Origin of the sequence: Microbacterium sp., assembly GCF_046295495.1 — a bacterium.
GTDB lineage: Bacteria > Actinomycetota > Actinomycetes > Actinomycetales > Microbacteriaceae > Microbacterium.
In genome coordinates this window covers 117,056-140,288 of the sequence record NZ_JBKBNC010000001.1, presented here as the reverse complement: position 1 = coordinate 140,288, position 23,233 = coordinate 117,056, and the positions used below count along the sequence as shown (strand labels likewise).

20 protein-coding genes and 3 tRNA genes are annotated in these 23,233 nt (G+C 72.1%); 7 read left to right on the top strand and 16 right to left on the bottom strand.

Features of this window, described 5'->3' with window-relative positions:
- Positions 1 to 119 precede the first annotated feature (119 nt).
- Positions 120 to 1,088 carry a LacI family DNA-binding transcriptional regulator gene (locus tag ACK4LS_RS00745; protein ID WP_409712097.1) on the top strand — a complete coding sequence of 323 codons (969 nt, stop codon included), beginning with the start codon at positions 120 to 122 and terminating at the stop codon, positions 1,086 to 1,088.
- Between the two features lie 246 nt (positions 1,089 to 1,334).
- On the opposite strand, the gene ACK4LS_RS00740 is transcribed toward ACK4LS_RS00745, so the two are convergent.
- From ACK4LS_RS00740 to ACK4LS_RS00715, 6 genes are all read right to left on the bottom strand, one after another.
- Positions 1,335 to 2,441, bottom strand: coding sequence for a fatty acid desaturase family protein (locus ACK4LS_RS00740; RefSeq protein ID WP_409712095.1), 1,107 nt, complete (start codon positions 2,439 to 2,441; stop codon positions 1,335 to 1,337).
- Between the two features lie 188 nt (positions 2,442 to 2,629).
- Positions 2,630 to 3,766: a glycerate kinase gene (locus ACK4LS_RS00735; protein WP_409712093.1), complete on the bottom strand. Its 1,137-nt coding sequence runs from the start codon at positions 3,764 to 3,766 to the stop codon at positions 2,630 to 2,632.
- A 147-nt stretch (positions 3,767 to 3,913) separates the two neighbouring features.
- Positions 3,914 to 3,987 (bottom strand) — tRNA-Met (locus tag ACK4LS_RS00730).
- Positions 3,988 to 4,021: 34 nt separating this feature from the next.
- Positions 4,022 to 4,093: transfer RNA gene (locus tag ACK4LS_RS00725), tRNA-Thr, on the bottom strand.
- A 67-nt stretch (positions 4,094 to 4,160) separates the two neighbouring features.
- Positions 4,161 to 5,603, bottom strand: coding sequence for a peptidoglycan DD-metalloendopeptidase family protein (locus tag ACK4LS_RS00720; RefSeq protein WP_409712091.1), 1,443 nt, complete (start codon positions 5,601 to 5,603; stop codon positions 4,161 to 4,163).
- A gap of 238 nt (positions 5,604 to 5,841) precedes the next feature.
- Positions 5,842 to 6,639 carry an inositol monophosphatase family protein gene (locus tag ACK4LS_RS00715; RefSeq protein WP_409712089.1) on the bottom strand — a complete coding sequence of 266 codons (798 nt, stop codon included), beginning with the start codon at positions 6,637 to 6,639 and terminating at the stop codon, positions 5,842 to 5,844.
- A gap of 61 nt (positions 6,640 to 6,700) precedes the next feature.
- Here ACK4LS_RS00715 and ACK4LS_RS00710 point away from each other — a divergent pair, with 61 nt between their 5' ends.
- A complete protein-coding gene (locus ACK4LS_RS00710; RefSeq protein WP_409712087.1) occupies positions 6,701 to 8,290 on the top strand; it encodes a phytoene desaturase family protein in 1,590 nt (529 codons plus the stop codon).
- 6 nt (positions 8,291 to 8,296) lie between these two features.
- Here the strand turns inward: ACK4LS_RS00710 and ACK4LS_RS00705 are convergent, their stop codons facing one another.
- Entirely contained in the window at positions 8,297 to 9,718 is a 1,422-nt protein-coding gene (locus ACK4LS_RS00705; protein ID WP_409712085.1) for a PLP-dependent aminotransferase family protein, read from the bottom strand.
- Positions 9,719 to 9,800: 82 nt separating this feature from the next.
- On the opposite strand from ACK4LS_RS00705, the gene ACK4LS_RS00700 reads away from it, so the two are divergent.
- The gene (locus ACK4LS_RS00700; protein ID WP_409712083.1) at positions 9,801 to 10,475 is read left to right on the top strand and encodes a pyridoxamine 5'-phosphate oxidase family protein; all 675 of its coding nucleotides are present in this window, start codon (positions 9,801 to 9,803) and stop codon (positions 10,473 to 10,475) included.
- A gap of 183 nt (positions 10,476 to 10,658) precedes the next feature.
- Here the strand turns inward: ACK4LS_RS00700 and ACK4LS_RS00695 are convergent, their stop codons facing one another.
- Positions 10,659 to 14,126, bottom strand: coding sequence for a bifunctional proline dehydrogenase/L-glutamate gamma-semialdehyde dehydrogenase (locus ACK4LS_RS00695; RefSeq protein WP_409712081.1), 3,468 nt, complete (start codon positions 14,124 to 14,126; stop codon positions 10,659 to 10,661).
- Positions 14,127 to 14,225: 99 nt separating this feature from the next.
- Here ACK4LS_RS00695 and ACK4LS_RS00690 point away from each other — a divergent pair, with 99 nt between their 5' ends.
- On the top strand, positions 14,226 to 15,113 hold the full coding sequence (locus ACK4LS_RS00690) for a LysR family transcriptional regulator (protein ID WP_409712079.1): 888 nt from the start codon (positions 14,226 to 14,228) through the stop codon (positions 15,111 to 15,113).
- Positions 15,114 to 15,182: 69 nt separating this feature from the next.
- Here the strand turns inward: ACK4LS_RS00690 and aztD are convergent, their stop codons facing one another.
- From aztD to aztB, 4 genes are read right to left on the bottom strand one after another with little or no spacing between them, the layout of a single operon-like run.
- Positions 15,183 to 16,388, bottom strand: coding sequence for a zinc metallochaperone AztD (aztD, locus tag ACK4LS_RS00685; RefSeq protein ID WP_409712077.1), 1,206 nt, complete (start codon positions 16,386 to 16,388; stop codon positions 15,183 to 15,185).
- Between the two features lie 30 nt (positions 16,389 to 16,418).
- On the bottom strand, positions 16,419 to 17,327 hold the full coding sequence (gene aztC / locus ACK4LS_RS00680) for a zinc ABC transporter substrate-binding protein AztC (protein ID WP_409712075.1): 909 nt from the start codon (positions 17,325 to 17,327) through the stop codon (positions 16,419 to 16,421).
- 3 nt (positions 17,328 to 17,330) lie between these two features.
- Complete coding sequence (locus ACK4LS_RS00675; RefSeq protein WP_409712073.1) at positions 17,331 to 18,542, bottom strand: ABC transporter; 1,212 nt, start codon at positions 18,540 to 18,542, stop codon at positions 17,331 to 17,333.
- Between the two features lie 15 nt (positions 18,543 to 18,557).
- A complete protein-coding gene (gene aztB / locus ACK4LS_RS00670; protein WP_409712071.1) occupies positions 18,558 to 19,412 on the bottom strand; it encodes a zinc ABC transporter permease AztB in 855 nt (284 codons plus the stop codon).
- 56 nt (positions 19,413 to 19,468) lie between these two features.
- Between aztB and ACK4LS_RS00665 the strand changes: the two genes are divergently transcribed.
- Positions 19,469 to 20,134: an ATP-binding cassette domain-containing protein gene (locus ACK4LS_RS00665; RefSeq protein WP_409712070.1), complete on the top strand. Its 666-nt coding sequence runs from the start codon at positions 19,469 to 19,471 to the stop codon at positions 20,132 to 20,134.
- On the opposite strand, the gene ACK4LS_RS00660 is transcribed toward ACK4LS_RS00665, so the two are convergent.
- The gene (locus ACK4LS_RS00660; protein WP_409712068.1) at positions 20,106 to 20,534 is read right to left on the bottom strand and encodes a MarR family winged helix-turn-helix transcriptional regulator; all 429 of its coding nucleotides are present in this window, start codon (positions 20,532 to 20,534) and stop codon (positions 20,106 to 20,108) included. The genes ACK4LS_RS00665 and ACK4LS_RS00660 overlap by 29 nt on opposite strands.
- Positions 20,535 to 20,678: 144 nt before the next feature.
- Here ACK4LS_RS00660 and ACK4LS_RS00655 point away from each other — a divergent pair, with 144 nt between their 5' ends.
- Both ACK4LS_RS00655 and ACK4LS_RS00650 read left to right on the top strand, forming a co-directional pair.
- Entirely contained in the window at positions 20,679 to 21,053 is a 375-nt protein-coding gene (locus ACK4LS_RS00655) for a hypothetical protein (protein ID WP_409712066.1), read from the top strand.
- An 89-nt stretch (positions 21,054 to 21,142) separates the two neighbouring features.
- Positions 21,143 to 21,490 carry a hypothetical protein gene (locus ACK4LS_RS00650; protein WP_409712064.1) on the top strand — a complete coding sequence of 116 codons (348 nt, stop codon included), beginning with the start codon at positions 21,143 to 21,145 and terminating at the stop codon, positions 21,488 to 21,490.
- A gap of 61 nt (positions 21,491 to 21,551) precedes the next feature.
- On the opposite strand, the gene ACK4LS_RS00645 is transcribed toward ACK4LS_RS00650, so the two are convergent.
- The 3 genes from ACK4LS_RS00645 to ACK4LS_RS00635 form a co-directional block, all read right to left on the bottom strand.
- Positions 21,552 to 21,636: transfer RNA gene (locus ACK4LS_RS00645), tRNA-Tyr, on the bottom strand.
- A gap of 90 nt (positions 21,637 to 21,726) precedes the next feature.
- The gene (locus ACK4LS_RS00640) at positions 21,727 to 22,608 is read right to left on the bottom strand and encodes a PfkB family carbohydrate kinase (protein WP_409712062.1); all 882 of its coding nucleotides are present in this window, start codon (positions 22,606 to 22,608) and stop codon (positions 21,727 to 21,729) included.
- Complete coding sequence (locus ACK4LS_RS00635) at positions 22,605 to 23,105, bottom strand: FBP domain-containing protein (protein WP_409712060.1); 501 nt, start codon at positions 23,103 to 23,105, stop codon at positions 22,605 to 22,607. Before ACK4LS_RS00635 ends, ACK4LS_RS00640 begins: the two co-directional genes overlap by 4 nt.
- Positions 23,106 to 23,233 lie beyond the last annotated feature (128 nt).

Genomic DNA, 23,233 nt, shown 5'->3' with positions numbered 1-23,233 from the left:
ATCGCGACCACCCGTGTAAACAGCGTGTAAAACGCGGAAAGACCGCGGATGCAACCGGTTGTGCCGCGTCAGTAGGATGAACCGACCGCGCGCGATACGCGCGCCGGGTGGAAGGGGGCATGGTGACGACGCTCGCCGATGTCGCCGCCCGCGCGGGAGTCGCCAAGTCGACCGCCTCCCGGGCCTTGGGCCGCCCCGACCTCGTCGCCCCCGAGACCGTGGAGCGCGTGCGCGCCGCGGCCCTCGAACTGGGCTTCGTCCCCAACCGGGCGGCCAGTCATCTCGCGCGCGGCAGCAGCGGCATCGTGGCACTCGTGGTGCCCACGCTCGACAACGCGTTCTTCACGCCGATCGTCGCCGGTGCCCAGGCCCGCGCCCGCGCCTCAGACCTGCAGCTCACGGTGGCCGTGCACCGCCTCGACGACGCCGACGAACTCGTCGAGCTCGAGCGGCTCGCGCGTCAGGTCGACGGCTGCATCCTCGTCGCTCCGCGCGGACCCGACGACATCGTCCGCGCGGCAGGTGCCTTCGGACCGACCGTGCTCGTGGACCGCGAGATCGAGGGGATGACCTCGATCGTCGCCGACACCGCGAGCGCCTTCGCCGACCTCGCCGGCCGGTTCGCCGACTCGGGCCACCGCTCCATCGCCTATCTGGGCGGGCCCGAGGGGTCGTGGCAGGACGCCCAGCGCAGCGCCGCGATCGCCGCCGCGGTCGCCGACCGCGCGGAGCTGACGGCGCTGGGGCCTTTCCCGGCGACCTTCGCCGCCGGCGTCGCCGCCACCGAGGCCGTCATCGCCTCGGGCGCGACCGCCGTGGTGCCCTACGCCACCTCGATCGGTCTCGGCCTCGTCTTCGCCCTGCGTGCACGGGGGGTCTCCTCTCCCGGGCGCATCGTGGTGAGCGCCGAGCGCCTGGTGGCCGAGGCCATCGGCGCCGACGAGGTGCCGGCGATCGACGTCGACGGCGAGGAGCTCGGCCGCGAGGCGATGAGCGCCCTCGTCCGATTGCGCGCTTCGCGCGTCGACACGGGCGAGCGGCGCCGTCTCGGCGTCTCCGTGCACTGGCCCGAGCCCACCGCGGTCTGAGCGCGGCGGAGACGGATGCCGCGGCATCCGGCCGATCCCGGTGCACGTCGACCGAGCGGCGCGACGCCGACGCGCAGAGACGCCGACGCGCAGAGACGCCGGCCTGCAGAGACGCCGGCCTGCAGAGACGCCGGCCTGCAGAGACGCCGGCGTGCGGGAACACCCGTGCGCGGAAACGCCGCGGCCCCGGCGGCGTGAGGACGCCGGCCGGGGCCGTTCGGTGGATCGGGGTCGCGTGGACGCGACTCAGGCGCGCGCGCTCGCGGAGGTCATCGGGCACTCGAACGGGTCGCGGGCGGCCAGGCCCACGCGGTTCAGGTACGCGATCACGATGCCGTACGACTGCAGCAGCGTCGTCTCGACGTAGGGGACGTTCAGCGTGGCGCTGTGCTCCTTGACGATGGCACGGGCCTTGCTGAGGTGCGGGCGGGGCATGTTCGGGAACAGGTGGTGCTCGATCTGGTAGTTCAGACCGCCCATGAGCCAGGTGGCCCACCAGCCGCCGGTGATGTTGCGCGAGGTGCGCACCTGCTTGCTGAAGAAGTCGAGCTTGGCGTCGGGGGCGATGACGGCCATGCCCTTGTGGTTCGGGGCGAACGAGGCGCCCATGTACACGCCGAAGACCGCCAGCTGCACGCCGAGGAAGGCGAAGGCCATGCCGAGGGGCAGGAAGACGAACACCGGGGCGACGAAGATCGCGAAGCGCAGGGCGATGAGCGACAGCTCGATCCAGCGACCCTTGACCGGCTCGCGGGAGAGCAGGTGGCGCAGGCCGATGACGTGCAGGTTGGCGCCCTCGAGCGTCAGCAGCGGGAAGAACGCCCAGCCCTGGCGCTGGGTGATCCAGCGCTGAACACCACGAGCCTTGGCGGCGTCGACGTCGAGGAACGAGATCGTGTCGATCTCGATGTCGGGGTCTTTGCCCACGCGGTTCGGGTTGGCGTGGTGGCGGGTGTGCTTCGCACTCCACCACGACACGCTCATGCCCACGACGCCGGCGGCGAGCCACAGCGCGAGACGCTCATTGGCCTTGCCCGAGGCGAAGATCTGCTTGTGCGCCGCTTCGTGCGCGAGGAACGCGACCTGCGTGAACAGGATGCCGAGGGCGGCGGCGATGAGCAGCTGGAACCAGCTGTCGCCGAGCAGGATGAAGCCGGTGATGGCTCCGCCGAAGCCGAGGGCGAGCACGGTTCCGACCAAGGCGTAGAAGCGGCGGGCCCGCGTGAGCAGTCCCGTCTCGCGTACGACCTGCGACAGCTCGGTGTAGGCCTTGGCCATCGGGGGGAACTCGGTCGTTCCCTTGTACGTCTGGCGGATCGGCCCCATACGGGACTCGATGACGGGTGCAGCCATGGGTTGCTCCTCGGTTCGGGGTGACCGCTTCGGCCGGAAGCCACAGGCGGATGCCGAGGACTGATACCGAACGTACGCCCCGGATATGCGGGACGGGGTATATCCGTGCGGTGACATCGGCGGAAAGACGCGGTTCCGGGCCGCGGGGGGCCTCCTCTTGCCCAGGCGATTGCCAGGTCCGGCCCGTCTCAGGAGGTGCGCCGGGCCATCTCGGCACCCGCGGCCCGCAGGTACCGGCGCGCGTCGCGCATCGCCGCCTCGGGACTTCCCGCGAGCTCGGCGAGAGAGACGACGTGTGGGAATGAGCTGAGCGGTCCGCCCTCGAAGCGACCGCAGACCAGGACGACCCTCGCGCCCGCCGCGGCCGCGAGCGAAGCCACGTGACCCGGTACCTTGCCCGCCGCGGACTGCGCGTCGTACGAGCCCTCCCCCGTCACGACGAGATCCGCCGCGGCGACCGCGGCAGGCAGTCCGATCAGCTCCCCGACGCGGGCGGAACCCGCGCGCAGACGCGCTCCCCACGCCAGGAGCCCGAAGCCGGTGCCGCCGGCCGCGCCCGCTCCCGAAGTGGCCGGATCGACGTCGAACAAACGCGCGTACCTCGCGAGAGAGGCATCCACCATGGCGATGTCACCGCCGCGGAATCCCTTCTGCGGCCCGAAGACCGCCGCCGCGCCGACAGGTCCGAGCAGGGGGGTGGCGACATCGGTCAACACCTCGACGCCCCCGCTCGGCAGCGGCCGCAGCTCGGACAGATCCACCGCCGCGACGCGCGCGAGCCCTCGCGCCCCGCGGACGCGCCCCACGCCACCGAAACGCGCGCCCAGGGCCTCGAGCATCCCCGCGCCCCCGTCGGTCGAGCCGCTCGATCCGATCGCCAGCAGGAGCCGGGTCACCCCGTGATCGAGCGCCGCCCCGATGGCCTGACCGAAGCCGCGCGTGTCCATCCCCCACGGGTCGAGCTCGGCCCCGAGCAGCATGATGCCCGCGGTGGATGCCAGCTCGACCACCCCGGTCCCGCCCGGCGCACCGGTGTCGGGCGGGAGGAGCAGCCACTCGGCCTCGAGCGTCCCGGCATCCCCACGCCCCGGCGGCGGATCGACGCGCACGGGCATGCGGCGGGCGCCCGGAAGGGCCGTCGCAAAGGCATCGAGTGTCCCCTCGCCTCCGTCGGCCATCGGCCGCAGCACCGCGTTGACGCGGGGATCGACCTGCGCCCACCCCGCGGCGAGAAGCTGCGCGGCCTCGGCCGCCGACACGGTGCCCTTGAAACTGTCGGGGGCGAAGACGACCGCGCGGCGTGGGCCGTTCGTCGTCGTGCTCACTGTTCTCCTCGACGACCCCCTCGCCCCGCACTGGCGCAGAAGGAGGTGTCCCCTCCCATGGTGCCCGGCACGAGCGGACCGCGCACGCGACGGTCGCGTCGACAAGAGAAAAGCCCCGGTGTGAGCCGGGGCCGATCGAATGAACTGTAGCGGGAGCGGGGCTTGAACCCGCGACCTCACGATTATGAGTCGTGCGCTCTCACCAACTGAGCTACCCCGCCGCACGGCATCCTAGATTCAGATGAGGATGCCTTGAGCCCCGAGTCAGGATTGAACTGACGACCCCTTCCTTACCATGGAAGTGCTCTGCCACTGAGCTATCGGGGCGTACCCGGATCGATCCGGGCAACTAGAAGAGAATATCAGACCAGGACACTCTCTTACGAATCGTGGGTCACCCGCCGGTGTGCTGACGCAGCCAGGCGATCGGGTCGACCGGGGTGGTGCCGTTCTGCAGGATTTCGACGTGGGTGTGGGCGCCGAACGAGCGGCCCGTGTTGCCGGTGCGGCCGAGGAACTGGCCCACCTTCACGTGCTCGCCCTGGGTGACCTGCAGGGTGCCGTACTGCATGTGGCCGTAGCGGCTTGAGACGAGCTGACCGTCGACCACGTGGTCGATCAGCACCGTGACGCCGAAGGCGCCACCCTGCTCGGTGGCGATGCGCACGGTGCCGTCGGCGATCGACTGCACGGGCGAACCCTCGCCGGGCACGAAGTCGGCCCCCTCGTGCATGCGGCCATCGCGCATGCCGAAGCCGTAGGTGATCGGGACGCCCACCGCGAAGGGCCACTGGATGGCGGCCGTCGGGTCGTTGACGTAGAAGTTCGAGAAGTTCGAGATGCCCGAGTCGGCGGCCATCTTCGAGTAGGTGGTGGCGCTGTAGCCGTCGGCGCGGTCGACCACGGCGGCCTGTGCCTGGGCGGGCGCGACGTAGGCCTGGATCTCGCCGTCGGATGCCGAGACGTCGCCGCCGACTGCGAGGCGCGTGGTGGCGGTCTCGGGGGCGGTGACGCTGTCGGTGCCGCTCGCCGAGGCGAGGGCGCTCACCGGCATGGTCATGCCGACCGTGAGGAGTCCGACGACACCCATGACGCCGACCGAGAACGACGTCGCCGCGATGCGGCGCACGTTGCGGCGGGTGCGGGGGGCCGCCGCGGCGGCCGGGAGGCCCTGCACGACGGGCTCGGCGGCCGCGACGATCGGCGCGGGCGCCTGCACGGCGGTCTCGCCGGTGAAGGAGAACAGACGCGCAGCGGTGACGAACTCGTCGGCGTCGTCGGAGGCCGAGACGCACGACGCACCGGCTGTGACCTCCGGAGCGGGAACCGATGCCGCGACGCGCGGCGCCTCGGCATCCGGCTCGGTGTCGACGTGCTCGGACGCCACGGACTCGTCGGCGGCCGAGTCGATGATCACCGAGGCGACCGGGCGACGACGCGAGCGGCGGGTCACCGGAAGGGTGATGGGAGAGGTCGGCAGCGAGACCGGGGTGGTCGCGGTGTCGCTGTCGGCGCTCTGCAGGATGACGGCGACCTCGTCGGAGCGGTGCTCTTCGACGACGGTGACGTCGAGCGCGTCGGACGACTCACCGGCGGGGACGGCATCGGCGCGGGCCGCGGAGGCCTTCGCGTCGCGCGCCGGCAGCGTGGGCTCGATGGTCGCGGCGATGACCGTCTCGAGGACGGCTGCGGCGACGGTCTCGATCATCTCGGACTGCGAGGCGGCCTCGGCGTCGACGGGAGCCGGGTCGGCCGACTTCGGCGCCACGGCCGGGTCATCGATCGTGGCGACCGCGGACTCGCTCGCGGCTCGACGACGCATTTCAGCGCGGGTCAACCGGGGAGTGGTCTCGGGTGCGGGCGTGGGGAGGGGGCGACGAGACCGCCGGGTGGAGGCGGGCTCAGTCTCGGAGGCTTCTGACGGCAACGCGCGGGGGCTCTCGTGTCGTGTCGCAGGCGCGACGGCTTCGGGCTGTGGGGCTTGGCCGTTTCCGCAGGTTCGGGTTGCGGAAGATAACGAACTGGTAAACACCCTACCCCGGGCGGTCTGAGAATGCCATGAAAGCCGGCCCGGATCAGCCCTCGATGTCGAGGAGCGGCTCCAGCCGGTCGTAGAACGCGGGGCCCGCGGCGATGACCATGCCGTTGCCCGGGCGCCCGCCCGGCGCACCGCCCACCGTGCCCCCGGCCTCCTCCACGAGGAGCGCTCCGGCGGCGTGATCCCAGGGCTGGGTACCCCGCTCGTAGTAGGCGTCCACGCGGCCGGCGGCCACCGACGCGAGGTCGAGAGACGCCGCGCCGATGCGTCGCACGTCACGCGCGATCGGCATCACGCGCGCCAGCTGCGCGAGCGCGGGACCGTGCGTCTCGGGGTTGTACCCGAAGCCGGTCGCCACCAGTCCCCCGGCCGGGCTGACCTCGCTCACCGAGAGACGCTGATCGCCGAGCCACGCTCCCCCGCCGCGCGAGGCGCGGAACAGCTCGCCTGTCACGGGGTTGAACACGGCCCCGGCGAGCGCGGTCCACCGCGCGGTATCGGCGGTCCCCTCGACGGCGGCGATGCTGACCGCCCATGCGGGGATGCCGTAGGCGTAGTTGACCGTGCCGTCGATCGGATCGACGACCCACGTGATGCCGCTCGTGCCCTCTTCGGCCCCGGACTCCTCACCGAAGAAGCCGTCATCGGGGCGCTCGCGCGCGAGCTCGGCGCGGATGTAGGCCTCGACCTCGCGGTCGGCGGCGGTGACGATGTCGGCGGCGGCCGACTTCGTCGCGGCGACGGTGACGCCCTCGCGACGGCGGCGGTGGGCGAGTTCGCCGGCGTCGCGGGCGATGCGCGCGGCGATGTCGAGCAGTTCGGCGGGGAGGGTCATGGCATCCACGCTACTGCGCCACCCCCTGCGCCACTTTCGTCGGCGTGGTTAGCGTGGTGGCATGACCGCTTCGGATTCTCGCCGGTACGACGTCGTCATCGTGGGGGGCGGGCACAACGCCCTCGTCTCCGCGGCCTACCTCGCGCGCGCTGGGCGCCGCGTGGTGGTGATCGAGAGATCGGATGCCGTGGGCGGCGCCGCGGTGTCGGAGCGCCCGTGGGCGGGGGTCGACGCGCGCCTGTCGCGCTACTCGTATCTGGTGAGCCTGCTGCCGCGGAAGATCGTCGACGATCTGGGGCTGCGGATCACGCTGAAGCGACGTCGGTACTCCTCGTACACACCGGATCCGCGTGATCCCTCGCGCGGCATCCTGGTCGACACCCAGGATGCCGAGGCGACGGCCGCGTCGTTCGCCCGCGCGCTCGGCGACGACGGTGCCGCCGAGGCGGAACGGTTCACGGCGTTCACGGGGCGACTCGCACCTCTGGCGCAGGCGGTGTTCCCCTCCATGACGGAGCCCCTGCCCACGGCCGACGAACTGCGGGAGCGAGTGGGTGACGACGACCTGTGGGAGGCCCTGACGACGCGCCCGCTCGGTGATCTGCTGCGGCGATCGCTCGAGAGCGACCTCGCCCGCGGCATCGCCCTCACCGACGGCCTGATCGGTACCTTCGCGGCATCCGATGACCCCTCGCTCGCGCAGAACCGCTGCTTCCTCTATCACGTCGTCGGCGGCGGCACCGGTGACTGGGACGTGCCCGTGGGCGGAATGGGCGCCATCACGGCCGAGCTCGAACGCGCCGCGCGCGAGGCCGGCGCCGAGATCGTCACGGGCGTCGAGGTCATCTCCATCTCGCCCGACGGCGACGTGCACACCATGACCGACCGCTCCGAGGTGTTCCACGGCGACCTCGTGCTCAGCGGCGTGGGCCGCGCGGTGCTTGATCGCCTGCTGGCAGCAGGCGGTGCGGCAACCACGAGGGCCGAGCAGCCCGAGGGGGCGCAGGTCAAGGTGAACATGCTGCTGTCGCGGCTGCCGCGACTGCGCGACGAAACGGTCGCACCCGAGGCCGCCTTCTCGGGAACCTTCCACGTCAACGAGACGATGACTCAGCTGGATGCCGCGTACGCAGCGGCATCCGGGGGGCTGCTGCCCGATCCGCTCCCCGTGGAGATCTACTGCCACTCGCTCACGGATCCCTCGATCCTCGGCGAGGAGCTGCGGGAATCCGGGGCGCAGACCCTGACGATGTTCGGCCTGCAGGTGCCGCATCGACTCATCGACGACACCGACCCCGTCGCGGCGGGGGCGCGTCTGTTGGCTGCGGCGCAGGCTTCGCTGGAGTCCGTGCTGGCCGAGCCGCTGCGCGACTGCATCCTGCGCGCGCCCGACGGCCGGCTCTGCATCGAGGCGCGCACGACGCGCGATCTGGAGGAGTCGCTCAACATGGTCGGCGGCGACATCTTCCACGGCGCGCTGTCGTGGCCCTGGCTGTCGGCGCCGGCCGACTCCCCCGCCGATCGCTGGGGCGTGGCGACCCCGCACGCGCGCGTGCTGCTGTGCGGCTCGAGCGCTCAGCGCGGCGGGGCGGTCAGCGGCATCGGCGGCCAGAACGCGGCGATGGCGGCGCTGGAGATCCTCAGTCGGTAGCGGGCGTCAATCGCGGAGATCGTCCCGACGCGTCAGCACGCGGATCATGGTCTCCACGGCATCCATCACGACGACCGTCGACGGACCCGCGTAACCGAAGACGATGCCCGCGGGGAGATCGGTCGAGGCGCCGGGCACCCCGTACGAGGTGAGAGGGGCCACGAGGACGCCCGCCTCCGCGAGCCGGTCGACGACGTCCTGCTCGGTCGCGGCCCCGGCTGCGGGGAGCAGGACAACGGCGTGCAGCCCGCCGTCGGTCGCGGTGAGCTCGACCCCCTCGATCTCGGCGAACGCCTCGAGCAGAAGGCGGCGGCGGTGGCGGTAGTCGCGTCGGCGACGGGCGGTGTGCCGCGCGAGCGCACCCTCGCCGAGGTACAGGGCCAGGGCGCGCTGCTGCACCTGCGACACCGGCGGGTCGAGGTCGGCCCGAGCCGCGACGAGGCGATCGCGCAGCTCGCCGGTGGCGACGATCCACCCGCTCCGCAGCGCCGGACTGAGGACCTTCGACAGGGTGCCGATCATGACGACCCGCGCGGGATCGAGGAGGTGGAGCGGGGGCAGCGGTGCCCGCCCGTGGGGGAACTCGCTGTCGTAGTCGTCTTCGACGATCACCGCGCCGGTGCGCGCGGCCCAGGCGAGCAGTCGCGCGCGGGCGGCGGCATCCAATCGTGTTCCGAGGGGGTAGTGATGGTGAGGGGTGACGACGAGGGCGTCCAGATCGGTGCGGGCCTCGACGGCGTCGAGATCGAGACCGTCGTCGAGGCGCACCGGGAACGGCACCGTCTCGACCCCCAGCCGGTGCAGGACGTGACGAACGCGCGGGTATCCCGGGTTCTCGATGCCCACGCGAAGTGGGCGGCCGACGTTTCGGGGCGTGAGCGCGAGCAGCGTCAGCAGCACCGCATCGCTCGTCCCCGCGGTCACGATGACCTCGTCGGGAACGACGTCGAGTCCGCGGGTGCGGCCGAGGTGCCGGGCGATCTGGTCACGCAGAAAGGGGTCGCCCCGCACATCGTCGACCTCGGATGCCGGATCGACGCCTCCCGCCCGGCGCCAGGCCGAGCGCCAGGCGGCGTCGGCGATGCCGGCGGTGTGCGGACGCCCGGGCCGCAGGTCGACGAGGGTGGGAGTCGCCGTCGGCGAGGCCCGGTGCCCCCTCTGGACCGGGCCGGTCGACGAGCCGACGACCTCGGCCACGACGGTCGCGCTCCCGGCGCGCGTCACCAGGTAGCCCTCCCCCGCGAGGATCTCGTAAGCGGCCACCGCCGTCCCCCGCGCGATCCCGAGATCGGCGGCGAGCGCGCGCGTCGAGGGGACGGGCTCTCCCCCACCCGTCCGTCCGGACAGGATCGCCGCGCGCAGGTTGTGCGCGAGTTGCTCGTGCAGGGGCACGGATGATTCGCGATCCAGGATGCCGGCGGAGATCATGTCTCGGATTCTGTCACTGGTCCACGAAAATGCGTGAAAAGCGGACTATGACATGGACCACGGTTTCGCATCAACTGGACCCATGACCGACCTGCCCCTGACCGCTCTGACCCGGGTCCGCCGCGGCGCCCACCACCAGCGCACCGACCGCGCGGCCCTGTACGACGTGATCGACACGGCCCTGTACGCCACCCTCGCGATCGTCCGTGACGACCGCCCGGTCGCCCTTCCGGTGGGCATCGGTCGCGACGGCGACGACCTCCTCGTGCATGGCTCGACCGGTAGCGACTTCTTCCGCCGCATCGCCGCCGGAACCCCGGTGAGCCTGACGATCACGCACCTGATGGGCCTGAAGTACGCCCGCTCCCTGTTCGACAGCTCGATGCGTTACCGCTGTGCGGTCGTGCACGCTGTGGCATCCGTCATCCCTTCCGAGGGAAAGGAAGCGGCCCTGCTCACCCTGTCGGAGCACCTCATGCCGGGGCGGAGCGAAGATGTGCGACCGATGACCGCGCGCGAGATCGCCGCGACGATGGTGCTGCGCATCCCGCTCGCCGAGGCGAGCGTGAAAGACAACGCCGGCTCGCTCGTCGAGGTCGACGACGACGGGGAGGATCGCGCCGTCTGGGCCGGGATGCTCCCGTTGCGGGTCGTCGCCGGTGACCCCGTCACCTCACCGCAGACGGTGGCGGGGACGCCGGTGCCGGAGTCGGTTCGTCGGGCCGCGCGCCGCGTCGAGGCCTCGGGCACGGCCTGAACCGCTCGCTCACCCGCCGTCCTGCGGATTCGGGGCCGGCACGCGGTCGGGCCGAGCCCACACGCGGCGTGTCGCCCGCGGCATCCGCACGACGGCGGTCCTTCGGCCGGCCACGACGAACGCCCGGCACCGGAAACGGCGAACGGGGCTGCCCCGAAGGAGCAGCCCCGTCGGCCGGAATCGTCAGCCGACCAGCGGCGGCACCTCGTAGCGGCGCGGCGTGCCGAAGCGGTGCGCGGTGATCGACACGGCCTGCTCGCGCAGGAACGGCAGCAGTTCGACGTGCCCGGCGCGGGTGACCTCGCCGGCGTACACGGCCACCGAGGGCGAGCCGTTCGTCGCCTCGGCCACCGCAACGGGCGACCCGCCGAGCAGGCGGATGCGGCCGCCGGTGCGGGCCAGGCGCGCTGCGCGGCGGCCCCAGTCGCCGGTGTCCTCGACCGACGCCCGAACACCCACGCCCTCGAGCCACGCGCGAACCGCGGGCGACAGCTCGCATGAGGAGCTGACCGTCACCGCCGAGCGGGCGCGCACACCCGCAGCGACCACGCGCACGAGAGCTGCCTCGGAGGAGTCCTCGAGACGCACGGTCACGGGCACGGCCGCGTACCGCAGCACGTTCTGCTCCGACTCCAGGCCGGTCACGTCGCGAGCGAGCGAGAACTCCTCGGCCCACGCGGCGGTGTCGCTCGCCAGCGCCCCGGCCAGCCACTCCCGCTCCGCGGCGGGCACGGCGGCCAGCGCCGGAGCGGCGAGGGCGTCGGGCGTGCGGGGCGCGGAGGTCTCGGCATCCGTCCACGATCCGAACCCGAACAGGTAGTGCGGTCCGCCCGCCTTGGTGCCGGCTCCGACGGCCGACTTCTTCCATCCGCCGAAGGGCTGACGTTGCACGATCGCGCCGGTGGTGCCGCGGTTGACGTAGACGTTGCCGGCCTCGATGCGGGCGAGCCACGTGCCGATCTCCGACGAGTCGAGGGCGTGCAGGCCCGAGGTGAGGCCGTACTCGATCGCGTTGACGATCTCGATCGCCTCATCCAGCGTCTCGGCGGTCATGATGCCGAGCACCGGTCCGAAGTACTCGGTGCGGTGGAAGGCGCTTCCGGGCTGGACGCCCTCGCGGATGCCGGGACGCCAGAGCATCCCGTCATCGTCGAGCTTCTGCGGCTCGACCACCCAGCGCTGGCCGGGCTCGAGGGTCGTCAGGGCCTGCAGGAGCTTGCCCTGCGCCGGCTCGATGAGCGGTCCGACGCGCGAGGCCTCGTCCCACGGCATCCCGACCTCGAGCGAGGTCACGGCGTCGACGAGCTGGTCGCGGAAGCGACGCGAGCGGGCGACGGAGCCGACGAGCACGACGAGGGATGCCGCCGAGCACTTCTGCCCCGCGTGTCCGAAGGCCGACATCGCGACGTCCTTCGCGGCGAGGTCGAGGTCGGCGCTGGGGGTGACGATCACGGCGTTCTTGCCGCTCGTCTCGGCCAGCAGCGGGAGGTCGGAACGGAACGAGCGGAACAGCTCCGCCGTCTCGTACGCCCCGGTCAGCACCACGCGCTCGACGGCGGGGTGCGTGAGCAGCTGCCGCCCGAGGTCGCTCTCGGACACCTGCACGAGCTTGAGCACCTCGCGGGGGACCCCGGCCTCCCACAGCGCCTCCACCATGACGGCGCCGGAGCGCTCGGCGAGGGCAGCGGGCTTGATGACCACGGCGGACCCGGCCGCGAGGGCGGCGAGGGTGGAGCCGGCCGGGATGGCGACGGGGAAGTTCCACGGCGGGGTGACGACGGTCACGCCGACCGGGGTGAAGGTCGCGCCGTCGACGGTCTCGAGCGAGCGGGCCTGCTCGGCGTAGTAGTGCGCGAAGTCGATCGCCTCCGACACCTCGGGGTCGCTCTGCTCGATGACCTTGCCGCACTCGGCGCCCATGACCTCGAGCAGGTCGGCGCGACGCTTCTCGAGCGCGTCGCCCGCGCGGTGCAGGATCTCGGCGCGCTGCGCGGCTCCCAGCCCGCGCCACGCCTCGGCGGCGGTCGCGGCATCCTGGATCAGCGTGTTCAGGGCGGCCTCGTCGGTCACGGTGTGCTCCGCGATCGCGGCACGCCCGAGCTCCGAGTGCTGCATGCGCCCGATGATCGCCCGCGACCACGCGCGGTTCGCCTCGATCGCGGGGTCGGAATCGGGGGTGTTGCGGAAGCCGTGCGTCGGGGCGGGCTCGGCCGCGGCCGTGCGGTCCTGCACGCGGTGCGAAGCCGGCACGCCCTCCGGCATCTCGGCGAGGGAGGCCAGGAACCGGTCCCGCTCGCGGGCGAAGAGGGCCGCGTGGGTGTCGAGGTCGAACACCGCCGACATGAAGTTCTCGCTCGACGCGCCCTCTTCGAGGCGGCGGATGAGGTACGCGATCGCGACGTCGAACTCCTGCGGGTGCACCACGGGGGTGTACAGCAGGATCGAGCCGACCGTGCGGCGCACGACCGCCTGCTGCGCGGTCGCCATGCCCAGCAGCATCTCGACGTCGATGCCGCCGGTGACCCCGCGCCGCTCGGCGAGGAGCCACGCGAGGGCGACGTCGAAGAGGTTGTGGCCCGCGACGCCGATGCGCACGTTCTTCGTGTGCTCGGGGCGCAGCGCGTAATCGAGCACTGCCTTGTAGGAGGCGTCGGTCGCCTGCTTCGACGGCCAGGTGGCGAGCGGCCAGTCGTGCACGTCGGCATCCACCCGTTCCATCGGCAGGTTCGCACCCTTCACGACCCGCACCTTGATGCCCGCTCCCCCGGATGCCACGCGGGCCGCGGTCCATTCCTGCAGGCGGATCATGGCGGCGAGGGCGTCGGGCAGATAGGCCTGCAGCACGATGCCGGCCTCGACACCGTGGAACTCCGGCTCCGACAGCAGCGTCTCGAAGACGGCGAGGGTCAGGTCGAGGTCTTTGAACTCCTCCATGTCGAGGTTCAGGAAGGTGCCGGTCTCCTTGGCCACGCGGTAGAGCGGGCGCAGGGCAGCGACCGCGTCGGCGACCGCGGCGTCGAACGCCCAGGGCGTGTGCGGTGCGACGGTGGACGACACCTTGATCGAGACGTAGTCGACGTCGTCGCGCGAGAGGAGCTTGCGGGTGCCGGCGAGGCGTCGCGCGGCCTCCTTCTTCCCGAGGATCGCCTCACCGAGAAGGTTCACGTTGAGGCGGATGCCGTCTCCGCGACCGCGGATCGAGGTGATGGCGTCGCCGAGCTTGCGGTCGCTGGCGTCGACGATGAGGTGGCGCACCATCGATCGCAGCGCCGTGCGGGCGGCCGGGACGACGATCTGCGGCAGGATCGGCGCGGCGAAGGCGCCCAGACGGATCGCGGCTTTGAGGTGCAGCGGGAGGAAGCCCGGAATGAGCGGGGTGAGGGCGGCGAGGTTGCGCGCGGCGACCCGCACGTCCTCGGGACGCACGACGCCGTCGACGAAGCCGACGGTGAAGTCGAGGCCGTGGGGGTCGCGCAGCACGCCGGCGAGACGCTGGGCGGCGGCGTCGACGGGCTCGTCTCGGCTCTCGGCCAGCCAGCGCCGCACGAGGGCGATCGCCTCGTCGGCCAGTTCTGCGGGGGCGACCGGCTCGGCGGGGGTGGTGCCGGACGTGGGGGCCGACGTCGTGTCGGGGGCATCGGTGAGCGACATGGCGATCCTTCCTCGGATGACCTCAGTGTGGGGCTCGCATCCATTCGAGAAAAGCGATCATTACCGACGGATAATGTTCGACAGAAACGAAAGGATGCCATGTTCGATCTGCGACGCCTCCGCCTGCTGCACGAGCTGTCGGTGCGCGGCACGCTCGCCGCCGTCGCCGAGGCGCTGTCGTACAGTCCGTCGACGATCTCGCAGCAGCTGGCGCTGCTCGAGAAGGAGGCGGGGGTGCCCCTGCTCGAGCCCGACGGTCGACGCGTGCGGCTCACCGCCCAGGGCGCCGCCCTCGCGGCGCACGCCGCGCGCATGCTCGCCGCCGACGAGGCCGCCCGCGCCGAGCTCGAGCGCATGCGCCCCTCTCTGGCCCCGGTGCGCCTCGCCGTGATGCAGTCCGCAGCGCACGGCCTGCTCCCCCGCGCTCTCGACGCCCTCGCCGAGACCGAGCCGCAGCTGCGGGTGGAGGTCGCCGAGCTCGCGCCCGAGGAGGGACTCTTCGAAGTCGCGGCCCGCGGCTTCGATCTCGCCGTCGCCGAGCAGTACCCCGGTCACACGCGTGAGCACCGCGAGGGTCTGGAGCGCGGCCTCCTGGGCCGGGATGCCATCCGCCTCGCCGTCGCGCTCGACGACCCGTCCACCACGCTCCTCGATCTGCGCGACCGCGCGTGGGTGATGGAACCGGTGGGCACGGCCGCCCGGCAGTGGGCCACGCAGCAGTGCCGCGCCGCGGGCTTCGAGCCCGACGTGCGGTTCGAGATGGCCGATCTCACCGCGCACGCCCGGCTCGTGGCATCCGGTCACGCCGTCGGCATGATCCCCGACCTCGTCTTCGCCCGCGAGACGCCGCCCGTGCGGCTGGTGGACCTCCCCGGCGAGCCGCGTCGCGAGGTGTTCGCGGCCGTGCGTCGGGGAACGGCCGACCGCCCCGGCGTACGCGCGGTGCGGGGTGCACTGCAGGCGGCGTACGACCAGGGCGGTCGGTAGAGAAGGCGCGGGTGTCGCTCGGCGGGCCTGGATTCTCGAGCGGCCGCGCCGCCCGAACCCCGGCGCGCGTTACTTGGTCAGCGCGATCTCGTTGGGCGTCTCGTCGAGGGTGACGCTCTTCACCGTCTCGCCGGTGGTGAGGTCCACCGCGTGCACGGCGTTCTTCGCGGGCTCGGTCACGTAGGCGATGTCACCCGACACCTTGATGGCGGGGTGGGCGTCCTGCCATTCGACCGGGCTCTCCCATGCGCCGATCACGGGGAACGCGTCGGTGAAGGCCCCCGTCTCGGGGTCGAGCACGTGGATCGACCCGTCCGAGGCCAGCACGTAGGCGAGGTCGCCGGGGCCGCGCGCGACGTCGCGGAAGGTGTACTCCGCACCGGCGGGCATGTCGACCACGCGCTGCGTCTTGGCGGCGGTGTCGATCAGGGCGAGACGGTGCAGCAGGTAGCCCTCGGCATCCCGATCGTCCTTGTAGTCGCCGACGATCAGGGCGCTGTCCTCGCTCACGTAGGCGTTGCCCATGCGACCGTAGGGCTGGTCGGGGGCGGTCAGCTTGGTGAAGGCGCCGTCGTCGTACACGAGCGCACCGTTCTCGCAGCCGAACACCACGACCTCGTCCTTCGCGGTGCCCTCGCCGTGCACGCCGGGGCAGTCCGCCGTCTCGGCGATGGTGGCGCCCGAGGCGTCCTTGGCCACGACGCCGTTGCGGCCGTCGGCGTTGCCGACAGTGGTGAGGAACGTGCCGTCCTCGAGCACGATCGACACGCCGTGGTGCGCCTCGACGCCCGGGATCGTCTCGACCGCGGGGAGCGTGTCGGTGGATGCCAGCAGGGCATCGGTGTCGAAGATCGTGGAGTCGCTCGTTCCGTCGGCGTACAGCACGGTCTTGCCGCCGTGGGTCACGACGTGTCCGGGCTTGGAGGCCTCGAACACGAGGTCGGTGAGCTCGGGCTCGATGCTCGAGGTGCCGGCATCCAGCACCTGGAAGCCCGCACTCGTGGTGACCATGACGTGCCGACCGTCGCCGGCGGGGTTCAGGCGGGTGAACTCCTCGGAGCTGACGTCGGCGAGGGTCTCGAGGGTCTCGCCGTCGAGCACGACGATGCCGCCGGGGTACGACAGCGCGACGCGCGTGGCCGTGTCGTCGGAGGCCGCGCTGGAGGCGGGGGCGGCCGAGCCGGTGCCGGCGCCGCCGGCGCAGGACGCGAGCCCGACGGTGGCGCCGACCGCGAGAGCGACGAGGCCCGCGCGGCGGAGGGGGGAGGTGCGCATGTGATTTCTCTTTCTGGGGGTGGGGGCTCGTCAGGGAGAGAGCCCGGTGGCGATGCGCTCCGTATTGACGCGCATCATGGTCAGGTAGTCAGGGGCGTCACCGGAGGCCTCGGTCAGCGACTCGGTGAAGAGCTCGGTGACTTCGACCCGCAGGTCGGCCTCCTCGGCGAGCGCCCGCACGAGCCGGTCGGGAGACGACGACTCGGCGAAGATCGTCGGCACGCCCGCTTCGTCGATCGCCGACACGAGGTCGGCGAGGTCGCTGGCGCTGGGAGCGGCGAGGGTCGTCCCGCCGGGGATCACCGCGCCGATCAGGCGGAAGCCGAACCGGTCGGCGAGATAGCCGAACACGTGGTGGTTGGTGACCAGGGCCCGCCGCTCGGCCGGGATCGCGGCGAACGCGGCGGTCATCTCGGCATCCACGGCCGCCAGCTCGGCCCGGTACGCCGCCGAGCGGTCCGCGATCGCCGCGGCGTCCACGCCGTCGAGACCCTCGAGCACGGGGACGAGGGCATCGACGACCGCGATCATCCGCGCGGGGTCGGTCCAGAAGTGCGGGTCGTCGGCTCCGTCGGCGTCGGTGGACGTGTACGGCAGCACGTCCACGGCGTCGCCCGCGACGAACGTCTCGACGCCGTCGGCCGTAGCCGCGTCGAGATGCTGCTGCAGGCCCTCTTCCAGGCCCAGGCCGTTCGCCACGAGGAGGTCGGCCGAGCGCACGCGCGCGGCTTCGGCGGCCGAGATCTCGAACGAGTGCGGATCGGCGCCCGGGCGCATGAGGGTGAGCACCTCCACGTCGTCTCCGACGAGGTTCGACACGACGTCGCCGAGGATGTTGGTCGACACCGCCACGAGGGGGCGATCGGATGCCGCTCCCCCGGCGCAGCCGGTGAGGGCGAGCAGAGCGGCCGTCAGGGCCGTCGCGAGGATCCTGCGCATCGGTCAGCGTCCCGTCTCGGCGAAGAACAGCGGCGCGGTGGCGGGCGAGAATTCGCGGGCGACGCGAGCGCCGTCGGCGAAGTCGATCTCCCACATCCGCCCCTCCGCGGGGCCGTTGAGGTAGGCCCGCTGCTGGTCGGCGATGAGCGACACGGGCTGCCCCGCGCCCAGGCTCGCACCCACCAGCGGCGCCGAGGCCGCGCGCAGCGCTCCCGTCTCACCGTCGAGCACGAGCACGCGGCCGTCGGGGGTCAGGGCGAGGAGATTCGCGTCCTTGTCGTCGACCGCGCTCGCCTGCACGACGGGCTCGGGCGTCGGCAGGAGCGTCCAGGTGCGTTCGCGGGTGTCGAGCACCCACACGCCCGCATCCCCGGCGACGGCGGCGACGCTGGGGCGTCCCTCGCGGTTGGCGAAGGCGCTCGCGCGCGGCGCGGTCGCGCCCGCAGGGTAGGGGACGACCTCGACGACGGGCTGCTCGTCGGCGACCGAGACGAGCACGGCGCCGTCGCGGCATCCGATGACCGCTCCCACGCGGGTGGTGATCGTGCCGGCCGGGTCGACGCAGGGGGTCGCGTCGCCCACCTCGTCGCCGTCGGCGGTGTGCAGGGTGATCTCATCGCCCGAGGCGATCGCGGCGAAGGAACCCGCGGGCACCACGAGCCCGGCACCGATCGCGCGCTCGAGACGGAAGCGCTCGACGATGTCGCCCTTCGACAGCGCCTCGGTGTCGAGCAGCACGGCCTCACCGGAGTCGGGGAAGAACACCCCGGTCCCGCCGGTGGTCGAGGAGTTCGAGGTCGCGACGGTGGCGACGCCCTCTCCCGCGACGTCGCCGAGCACGCGCGCCTCGGCCCGGTAGTAGTGGAAGTGGTCGACGTGGTCCCAGGTCCACACGCCGCTGTCGACGATCGACAGGCCCTCGGCATCCATCGAGAAGAGGTAGCGCCCGTCGGAGTGCACGGCCGCGGGGGCGCGGACGGTGCCCAGCTCGGCGGTCGACTCCTCCAGCAGGTCGAGGTGCGACACCCGACCGGCGGCGTCGATCGAGGTCAGCCCGAGCGCCGGTTCGGCGAGCTCGGCGGCCCCGGCGATCTCGCCGTGGGTGTCGGCGGTCGGGTCGGGTGCCGGCGCGGTCGGAGACGCGCAGCCGGCGAGGGCGAGGAGGATCAGCGCGCCGAGGGGCGCGAATCGTCGGGGGGCGACGGGGTGGAGCATCGAAGACTTTCCGGGTCAGACGGGCAGGGCGATGGGGGATGCCGCGCGGCGGCGGACGGCCTCGACGAGCGCTCGGAGAGCCCACGACAGACCCGCGGCGGCGATCGCGGTGGCGGCGATGGTCGCGCCCGCGGCGGTGGCGGCGTGCCACGACACGAGCAGTCCCCCGGCGACGGCCGCCGCGCCGATGACGGCGGCGAGCGCCATGGTCGAGGGGATGCGGATGGTCCACTGCCGCGCCGCCACCGCCGGGGCGACGAGCAGACCGACGACCAGGAGCGATCCGACCGCCTGATACGAGGCGACCACCGCGAGGGTGACGATGCCGACGAGCACGGTCTGTGCGAGCCGCGGCCCGAGACCCAGCACACGGGCGACGCGCTCATCGATCGCCAGGGCGACGAGGGACCGGTGCGCCAATGCGGCAGCGGTCACACCGAGCGCGGCGGCGATGGCGAGGACCACGAGATCGCCGCCACCGACCGCCAGGATGTCGCCGAACAGGATGGCGGTGGCATCCGTGGCGAAGCTTCCGGCGTGCGAGATGACGATCACGCCGAGGGCCAGCATGCCGACGAAGAGCAGACCGATGCTCGTGTCGTACGACAGCTTCGCGCGGCGCTGCAGAGCGCCGATGCCGAGGCTCATCGCGACGGCGCTCACGGCGGCGCCGAACAGCACCGGGAGCCCGAGCACCGTCGCGAGGGCGACGCCGGGCAGCATGCCGTGTGCGAGGGCCTCGCCGAGGAAGGCCATGCCGCGGGCGATCACCCATGTGCCCGCAACGGCGCACAGCACCGACACGAGCACGCCGGCGAGCAGGGCGCGCTGCACGAACTCGAGCGAGAAGGGATCGGACAACCAGGACACGATGTCCGACCGTAGCGTTAAGTGATAACGATTCTCAAACTCGTATCATTGGCGCCGTGCCTCTCTCGCTTCCGACCCCGCACGCCCTCTCCGCCCGCGGCATCCGCGTCGACTTCCAGGGCGTCGTCGCGGTCGACGGCGTCGATCTCGACGTGCCGCTCGGCGCGCTGACGGTGATCGTCGGCCCCAACGGCGCCGGCAAGTCGACGCTCCTGGAGGTGCTCGCGGGCGCCCGGGTGCCGGCATCCGGAACCGTCGACACGGGCGGGCGCACTCGCGCCTTCGTCCCACAGCGGGCGGCGGTCTCCGAGCATCTGCCCCTGACCGCGCGCGACGTCGTGACCGTCGGGACGTGGGGTCGCCCCACCGCGCCCCGGCCCCGCGGGGCGGCGCAGCGGGCGGCCATCGACGCAGCCCTCCAGACGCTCGACATCACCGCACTGGCGCGACGACCCTTCGCCGCCCTCTCCGGCGGTCAGCGACAGCGCACGCTGCTGGCCCAGGGACTCGCGCGCCGCGCGGACGTGCTCCTCCTCGACGAACCGACCACGGGCCTCGACGCGGCGAGCGCGGAGCTCAATCGCGGAGCCATCGCCGCCGAACTGCGTCGCGGCGCGACGGTCGTCTGCGTCAGCCACGACGAGCGCCTCATCGGCGACGCCGATCACGTGGTCGAGGTCGACGCCGGACGCGTCAGACCCGAGCGCTCACCCGTTCGGTGATGCGGCGCACCAGCTGGGCGGCGGCGTCGGCGGCGTCCGCGGACTCCCCTCGCACGGCGGCTTCGGTGTCGAGGGCGAAGCGCTGCAGGGCGACCCACGGCTCCTCGTCGAGGTCGACCTCGAGGTAGATGTGGTTGACCCGACGGTCGTCGGCGTCGAGTTCGCGGCGCACGAGCCCGCGACCGATCAAGCGATCCACCATCGTCGTCACTCCGGCGGCGGTCACCCCGAGGTGACCGCGCAGCACGGACGGACGGATGCCGGGTTGCTCCCCGATGCATGTCAGAGCGGAAGCCTCGAGTTCGCTCACGCTGAGCTCCGAGCGGGCCTTCGCCACGGCCGCGTCGCGGGCCGCCACGTATTCGTCGAGCGCCGATACCAGCGCAGAGGTATGTGCCACGGTCACCACCTCCTCATCGCGGCCCGGCCGGCCGCTTTCCTCCACCATAGTGAATTTCTCAAATATTTCACGACATTAATTAACTCCGTGAAATACGTGCTACCTTAGAGATCAGCCCGTCGTTCCCGACTGAAGGAGATCGTCATGGCAACGCTGTACTACGGTTCCGACACCGCCCCCATCGCCCTCCCCGACCGTCTGCTCGGGTACATCAAGGTCATCACCTCCACCAAACTGCGCCGCGGAGAGTCGTTCACGTTCACGTGGACCGGCTCCGACGACGAGGGGGGCCGCTCGACCATCTGGCTCCAGCCCGCCATCCCCCTGCGCTTCGTCTTCACCTCGCCCGAGCCCGAGCAGCTCGTCGGCGAATACCTGCGCGCCCTGGCCGATCAGGCCAACGCCGCGTCGGGCCTCGTCGTCGACACCCGTACGTGGGAGTCCGCCGAAGAAGCCGCCCGCACCCCCGCGCGCGCGGCTCGTCCCGCCACCACCGGCCGCGCCGTCCGCGCCGCCTGACCCCGGAGGATCACCCGGCACTCCACCGCGCTGATCCCCGTCATACTGTGGGGGACGCGTTTCACCCACGCGCGGATTCGGAGTGTGCGGTGCCGGTACGCAGGTTGCTCGACAAGACGCTGCTCGAGCGGTGGCTGGCGGAGTTCCGCGCCCTCGGCTACTTGACCGGCAGCGAGATCCGCGTGCTCGAGCAACAAGACGACACCGATCCCGACACCGGCCTGATCGTCGTCGACCTGAGCGAAGCCCAGACCATCACCTACCTGCAGCCGATCGCCGGCGGCCACGGCAGCTGGAAGGCGACGATGGAAGCGCGTGACGCCACCATCGAGCTCGGCGCTGTGCAGCTGGTCAACCTCGGCAACGAGGTCAACGTGCTGGGCGCGCTCGTGGGTTTCCTCGAGACGAAGTCCAAGGCGCTGCTCGCCACAGGCTGAGGCGCCCCCGAACGACGAAAGCCCCGGCCGAGATGATTCTCGAGCCGGGGCTTCGTCGTTCTGGTGGCGAGTGAGGGATTCGAACCCCCGAATGCAATGCAGTCTGATTTACAGTCAGATCCCTTTGGCCGCTTGGGTAACTCGCCAGATGCGCACCCGCCCGGCTTTCGCAGTCGACCGGAGGCGCGAGAAACCACTCTACTATCCCGAGAGGGGTGCCTCAAACCACGCCGGTCTCACTCCGGAACGCGAAGGAGCGCCCCCTCGTGCCGACAGGTGGCGGCGGCGACGTCCATGGCGCGCGCGAGCACGGCATCCCACTCCTCCGCCGTATCGGGCAGACGGTTCTGCACGAGCGCCGCCGTCGTGGCGAGCACCGCGTCACCGCCGCCCATCGTGTCGATGATGCGGCCCGGCAGGCCGGAGATGCCGCGCGAGAGGGAGGTGCCGCCCGCGTCGATCGCCGCTCCCCCGGCGCCGTAGGTCGCGAGCACCGCCCCGACGCCGAGGCCCACGAGCTTCTCGCGCAGGTCGTCGAGGGGGCCGCCGTACAGCAGCTGCGCGTCGTCTTCGCCGACCTTCACGAGCAGGGCCCCGGATGCCGCCCTCTCGAAGCCGCGCACGAACTCGGCGCGGTCGTGCAGCATGCCACTGCGAGGATTCGGGTCGATGGCGAGGGGCGTCGACGCCGAGGCCGTGGCATCCACCAGAAGTTCGGTCTGTTCCGGATCGTCGAAGGGGAAGCAGCTCACCACGACCATCGGCGCCGCCGCGATCGCCGCGCGCTCCGCCTCACCGTAGGCCACGCGGCGGTTCTGGGCTGCGTCGTTGAAGACGTACTCGGGCTCGCCGCCGGGCGAGCGGGTGCTGACCGCGCGCGACGACCCGTGGGCAGCCGGGCTCGCGAGCAGCTCGACGTCGTGATCGACGCAGTACGCGCGGATCTGCTCTCCCGCCGCGTCGTCGCCCACCATCGCGATGAGGGATGCCGGCACCCCGAGCCGCGACAGTCCGACGGCGACGTTGAGTGCGGCGCCGCCGACGAACTCGCGCACGCCCGCCTCGTCGCGGATCTCGTCGATCAGCGCGTCGCCGATGACGACGACCCGACCGGTCACCGGCTCACCTCGGCGGCGTCGAGCACGCGCTCGACGAACTCCTCGGTGCGGCGCTTCGTGCCGTCGATCTTGCGGTCGACGCTCGCGCGGATCTCGCTCGGCGCGAGGGGCGCCGCCAGCCGCACCGTCTCGTGGCACGACAGGTCGGCGCAGATGTAGGTGCCGACGGTGTCACCGTGCTCGCCCGCGGTCCCCGCCTTGCGCGCAGTGAACAGCGACACCTGGTCACCCGGCTGCATGGTGTGGCACAGGTTGCACATCGCGGACCGCGCCCGCGACTGCCCTTCGGCCGCGCGAAGCACGACCCCGGTCGCCTCACCCCCGTGCTCCGTGACGACGTAACCGCGCCCACGTGTGCGGGGGTCGCGCCAGGCCAGGAAATCGAGGTGATCCCAGTCGGCCAGGACGAAGTCGTGGGGCAGCGTCATGACCCTCAGCTCGTCGGGGGTGGCGTTGACGAACGCGTCCCTGACCTCGTCTTCGGTGAGTGCTCGCATGGCATCCGAGTCTACGAGCGCCACGGGCGGCGGGGGCGGCGAGGTGGCCGTCGATCGGCACACGCGACGGAACGGTCGCGGGGTGTCCAGCCCGTGTGCCGGGCCGGGAGCCCCGGTAGATTTGGGGA

Coding starts and splice junctions, on each gene's coding strand:
- ACK4LS_RS00745 (WP_409712097.1), top strand. CDS start 120: ATGGTGACGACGCTCGCCGATGTCGCCGCCCGCGCGGGAGTCGCCAAG.
- ACK4LS_RS00740 (WP_409712095.1), bottom strand. CDS start 2,441: ATGGCTGCACCCGTCATCGAGTCCCGTATGGGGCCGATCCGCCAGACG.
- ACK4LS_RS00715 (WP_409712089.1), bottom strand. CDS start 6,639: ATGACCCTCCCCGCCGAACTGCTCGACATCGCCGCGCGCATCGCCCGC.
- ACK4LS_RS00710 (WP_409712087.1), top strand. CDS start 6,701: ATGACCGCTTCGGATTCTCGCCGGTACGACGTCGTCATCGTGGGGGGC.
- ACK4LS_RS00705 (WP_409712085.1), bottom strand. CDS start 9,718: ATGATCTCCGCCGGCATCCTGGATCGCGAATCATCCGTGCCCCTGCAC.
- ACK4LS_RS00700 (WP_409712083.1), top strand. CDS start 9,801: ATGACCGACCTGCCCCTGACCGCTCTGACCCGGGTCCGCCGCGGCGCC.
- ACK4LS_RS00695 (WP_409712081.1), bottom strand. CDS start 14,126: ATGTCGCTCACCGATGCCCCCGACACGACGTCGGCCCCCACGTCCGGC.
- ACK4LS_RS00690 (WP_409712079.1), top strand. CDS start 14,226: ATGTTCGATCTGCGACGCCTCCGCCTGCTGCACGAGCTGTCGGTGCGC.
- aztD (WP_409712077.1), bottom strand. CDS start 16,388: ATGCGCACCTCCCCCCTCCGCCGCGCGGGCCTCGTCGCTCTCGCGGTC.
- aztC (WP_409712075.1), bottom strand. CDS start 17,327: ATGCGCAGGATCCTCGCGACGGCCCTGACGGCCGCTCTGCTCGCCCTC.
- ACK4LS_RS00675 (WP_409712073.1), bottom strand. CDS start 18,542: ATGCTCCACCCCGTCGCCCCCCGACGATTCGCGCCCCTCGGCGCGCTG.
- ACK4LS_RS00655 (WP_409712066.1), top strand. CDS start 20,679: ATGGCAACGCTGTACTACGGTTCCGACACCGCCCCCATCGCCCTCCCC.
- ACK4LS_RS00635 (WP_409712060.1), bottom strand. CDS start 23,105: ATGCGAGCACTCACCGAAGACGAGGTCAGGGACGCGTTCGTCAACGCC.